Here is a 4,070-nt window from a genome sequence, read left to right as displayed (position 1 = left end):
GCGGGCACTCGGCGGACCGGCCCAGAGAGGCGGCCGAGGCGGAGCGCCGATGGGCGGCGCGTCCGGGCCAGGCCCGGACGTCCTCGGCTGCGGAGCACCGAGGGCGGGCGCCCCTGTCCGGGCGCCGGCGCCCGGTCGACCAGCTCGACACGGCATCCGGCGGCGTGGGCCCGCCCCGGCCCGTACGGACCGCGGGCACGCGGACGCGCCCGCCCGGGGAGTCCCGGACGGGCGCGGGGCAGGGGGAGCGGGTGCGGTGTCAGCGCGCAGCGGCGATGCCGTACTGCCACAGGTAGTTGACCTGGGACCGTTCGGCGGAGTTCGGGTAGGCGTTGGTGCAGGAGGTGCCCGGGCCGCCACCGGACATCAGCTCGCTGCACGGGCCCGTGTAGTGGTCGGGCAGGCCCAGGACGTGGCCGGTCTCGTGCGCCGTCACCCGGGTGGAGTTGTAGGTCTGGTTCTGGGCGTAGTCCAGGAAGATGTAACCCCGGCCGTGGCCGTCGGTGGAGGCGTACGAGCCGCGCGAGTCGTTGCCCTCGTAGTAGTTGAAGTCCGGGTTGGAACCCTCGGCGAGCTTCACGTTGGAGACCGAGGAGTTCCAGATCTGGGCGCTGCGGGCTATCTGGGTGCGGAAGCTGGGCGCGTTGGCCGTGCTGTAGACCACGGTGACGGCCTTGAGACCCGGGTTCGCGGCGCGCTTCTCGGCCACCGACTTCAAGACGGCCTGGTAGAAGGCCTTGTTGGCGGCCGCGTTCTCCTTGGACTTCTCGTAGCTGGCGTACGAGGCCGTCGGAGTGCTGCTCGAGGTGGACGCCTGAGCGGGTACGGCGGCCAGCGTGGCGGCGGCCAGGCCCAGCCCGGCGACGGCGGCCAGGACGGTTCTGCGGTGCTGCATGGGGGGCTCCTACTCGTCCGAGAACGGGTTCGGTACCGCGAAATCCTCGGGTGGAGCAGGGGCGTTGGGAATGATGTCATCTGGCGATAACCTCATCGCATCACTGGCGACTTCCGGCCATGCGCGGCGGGGTTGCCCCACCCACCCGCGCGCGGGCTCCATGCGGCGGGGAGCGGTGGCCGCACCGTGCCACGAGCCCCGTCGGGCCCTTCCGGGCCCCGCCGGCCCCCGGCCGGGCCCCGCCGGCCCCCGGCCGGGGGCCCTCCGTGACCGCCGATCGCGCCGGGGCGGGCGCCGGCGGACGGGGCCGCCGGTGGGCGGCGGGCCAGCGCCTACCGCGGCGGCGAGGTCGGTGCCGGTTGGCCCCGGGGCGTACCGCGGCGGTGAGGGACGATGCCGGTCGGCGGAGCATGGGGCGCCGTACCCGGTGTCGACGAGCGGTAGCCGGCAGGTGGCCCGGCGCGCCAGGGGCTCGGGCGATGGGCGACGAGCCATCAGGTCTGTGCCGAGGGGCCGGTGTCCGGTGAACGACCGGTGGCCGGAACCGGCCCACGCCGCCCGAGCGAGTTCGATGCCCCACTGCCGGATCCGAACCGGTGGACGGCGGCCGCGCCCGGCCCCCGAGGGGGGCCGGGGCCTGGCCCCGGCGGACGCTACGGCCGGCCGCCGCGCCGCGCCCGGAAGGCCGCGGTCTTGGTGCGGTTCTGGCAGGCCGTGGAGCAGAACTGGCGCGTGCCGTTGCGTGAGGTGTCGAGGTAGACCCGATCGCACTGGGTGGCCTGGCAGACGCCGAGGCGGTCACCGAGACCGCTGCTGATCACGATCGCCAGCCCGGTCGCGCAGCCGGCGCTCCACCCCACCGCCAGGGAGTCCTCCGCCCCGTGGAAGTGGAGCTGCCAGGGCTCTCCCGGGGCACGGTCCAGTTGCGGACGGGCCCCGCTGGACACCAGCAGGGCGTTGACCACCGCCACCCCCTCGTCCGGCTGCCCGGCGCTCATGGCCTCGAAGACCCGCCGCAACTCCCGCGCCGTCCCGGCCAGCAGTACGGCCTGGTCCGGCGCGACCACCCGTCGCTCGCCGTCCGTGCCGGGGAGCGCCGAGTCGACGGCGCTCGCCAGCTCCCCATCGCGCGGCGCGTGGTGGACCCGCCCGCATGCCTCGCCGTCCGTCAGCGTGTTGACCAGGGAGACCGCCGCTTCCAGCAGCCTTGCGATGTGACTGTCAAACATCACTTGACCAGTTACCTCTTTCGGGCCTACCGTCCGTCACTGACATACGGCAATTCAACAGTGACGGAGGTGAGTGTGCGATACCCGCCGCGCGGCGGCCGACTGCCGCGCTCCGTATGGCTGCTGCTGGTCGCCCGGATGATCAACCGACTGGGGGCGTTCTCCCTCTCCTTCCTCACCGTCCTCATCAGCACCTCCCACGGGGCCGACGAGGCCACCGCCGGGCTCGTCGCCGCCGCCTTCGGGATCGCCACCATCCCCTCGCGCCTGGCCGGCGGACGCCTCGCCGACCGCCTGGGGCGCCGCCGCACCATCGTGCTCGGCATGGCCGGCTGCGCGCTGGCCCAACTCGGCATCGCGGCAGCGGACTCACTGACCGCGGTCGTGGTCTTCGCGGTACTGCTGGGGCTGGTCTTCGAACTCTACGAACCACCCAGCCAGGCGATGATCGCCGACGCGGTGGGCGCCACCGAACGGGTGCGCGCCTTCGGCCTGCTGAACGCCGCGCTGGCCGCGGGTGGCATGGGGGCCGGCCTGCTGGCGACCGCCCTGGGGCGCTGGGACCTGCGGTGGCTGTTCGTCGCCGACGCGCTCAGCTGCCTGCTCTGCGCGATCCTGATCCATGCCGTACTGCCCGCGGACCGCCCGGACCGGATCGGCCGGCAGCGCGACGACGCCCCCGAACAGACCGCCATCCGCCCCTGGCGAGACCGGGCCCTGCTCGCCCAGCTCGCCTTCGGCACCGGATACGCGCTGGTCTCCCTGCAGACCACGATGTCGCTGCCGCTGGCCCTGGCGCACCGAGGACTGCAACCCGCGGACGCCGGGCTGCTGTTCACCGTCTCCGCGCTGACCATCGTCTCGGCCCAGCCGGCGCTGCGCCAACGCCACCTGGCCGCGCTGTCCGCGCCGGCGGCACTCGCCCTCGGATACGGACTGGTCGGCGCCGGCCTGCTCGGCTACGCCGCCGCGCACACCCTGCCGGCCTGCGTCCTGGCCACGGTCGTGTGGAGCGCGGGCGACCTGCTGGTGCTGGCGCGGGCCTACGCCCGCGTCACCGACCTCGCCCCGCCCGATGCCATCGGCCGCTACCTGGCCGTCTACGGCGTCAGCTGGGGCATCGCGACCGTCGCCGCGCCCCTCGCCGGCACCCAGATCCTGCAACACGCCGGCCCCACCGCCCTGTGGACCTCGATGGCCGCCCTGTGCCTGCTGCTCGCCGCCTGCCAACCCCTCACCGGGGCCCGTGTGCCGGCGGGCCCACGCCCCTTCCCCTCGGGGGTGGACGGAGGCGGGCCGAGTGCGGGGCGTAGCGTTCTGCCTGGTTCTTGTGGAGCGGAAGATGCGGGGTAGCGGATGGCTCGTCGTTTTCGCGGGCGGCACGCGGCCATCGGCGCGGCGGTGGCCGTCCTGGTGGCCGGAGGGGTGCTGATCGTAAGGGAGACCACCTCGTCGGAGCCCGGGATCCAGGCGGCGCCGCAGGGGGACCACCCGCGGTGCGCGCGGATCGCCGCGAGGTATCCGTCGGTCCTGGCCGGGCAGCGGCAGGAGCCGGGGAAGGGGCCGGGAGTCGCCGTGTGGGGGGACGAGGCCGTGGTGCTGCGGTGCGGGCTGCGCGCGCCGGACCCCACGCCCGAGCCCTGTGTGAACGTCGACGGGGTGGACTGGGTCGTGGAAGAGGCGCGGTCCCAGGGCGGAAAGAAGTTCGTCATCACCTACGGCCGGCACCCGGCGGTGGAGGTGGCCATCTCGGACCGGCTGACGGGCATCGACGAGGTGCTGGTGGAGTTGAGCCACAGCGTGAAGCCGATCCGCCAGCAGGAGGAGTGCATCAACTGAGGGCCCCTCCGGGCCCGCCGACGGGCCCGGATCGGACGGTCGTGCCACCGGCCCCACCCGGGGCCCCGGGCGCTCGGGCACTCCCCGTCTCCAGCGCCTCCCCGACC

4 protein-coding genes are annotated in these 4,070 nt (G+C 74.4%); 2 read left to right on the top strand and 2 right to left on the bottom strand.

What is annotated here, in order from left to right:
• Positions 1-259: 259 nt before the first annotated feature.
• The gene (gene snpA / locus E4099_RS29995) at positions 260-895 is read right to left on the bottom strand and encodes a snapalysin (protein ID WP_209446801.1); all 636 of its coding nucleotides are present in this window, start codon (positions 893-895) and stop codon (positions 260-262) included.
• 653 nt (positions 896-1,548) lie between these two features.
• Complete coding sequence (locus tag E4099_RS29990; protein ID WP_135342256.1) at positions 1,549-2,124, bottom strand: CGNR zinc finger domain-containing protein; 576 nt, start codon at positions 2,122-2,124, stop codon at positions 1,549-1,551.
• Between the two features lie 69 nt (positions 2,125-2,193).
• Between E4099_RS29990 and E4099_RS29985 the strand changes: the two genes are divergently transcribed.
• Entirely contained in the window at positions 2,194-3,477 is a 1,284-nt protein-coding gene (locus E4099_RS29985) for an MFS transporter (RefSeq protein WP_245245306.1), read from the top strand.
• A gap of 3 nt (positions 3,478-3,480) precedes the next feature.
• Positions 3,481-3,963, top strand: coding sequence for a DUF3515 family protein (locus E4099_RS29980; RefSeq protein WP_135342255.1), 483 nt, complete (start codon positions 3,481-3,483; stop codon positions 3,961-3,963).
• Positions 3,964-4,070 lie beyond the last annotated feature (107 nt).

The sequence above is a fragment of the Streptomyces palmae genome, from assembly GCF_004684805.1.
Lineage (GTDB): Bacteria > Actinomycetota > Actinomycetes > Streptomycetales > Streptomycetaceae > Streptomyces > Streptomyces palmae.
This window is presented reverse-complemented; position numbering and strand designations above follow the sequence as displayed.

Coding starts and splice junctions, on each gene's coding strand:
- snpA (WP_209446801.1), bottom strand. CDS start 895: ATGCAGCACCGCAGAACCGTCCTGGCCGCCGTCGCCGGGCTGGGCCTG.
- E4099_RS29990 (WP_135342256.1), bottom strand. CDS start 2,124: ATGTTTGACAGTCACATCGCAAGGCTGCTGGAAGCGGCGGTCTCCCTG.
- E4099_RS29980 (WP_135342255.1), top strand. CDS start 3,481: ATGGCTCGTCGTTTTCGCGGGCGGCACGCGGCCATCGGCGCGGCGGTG.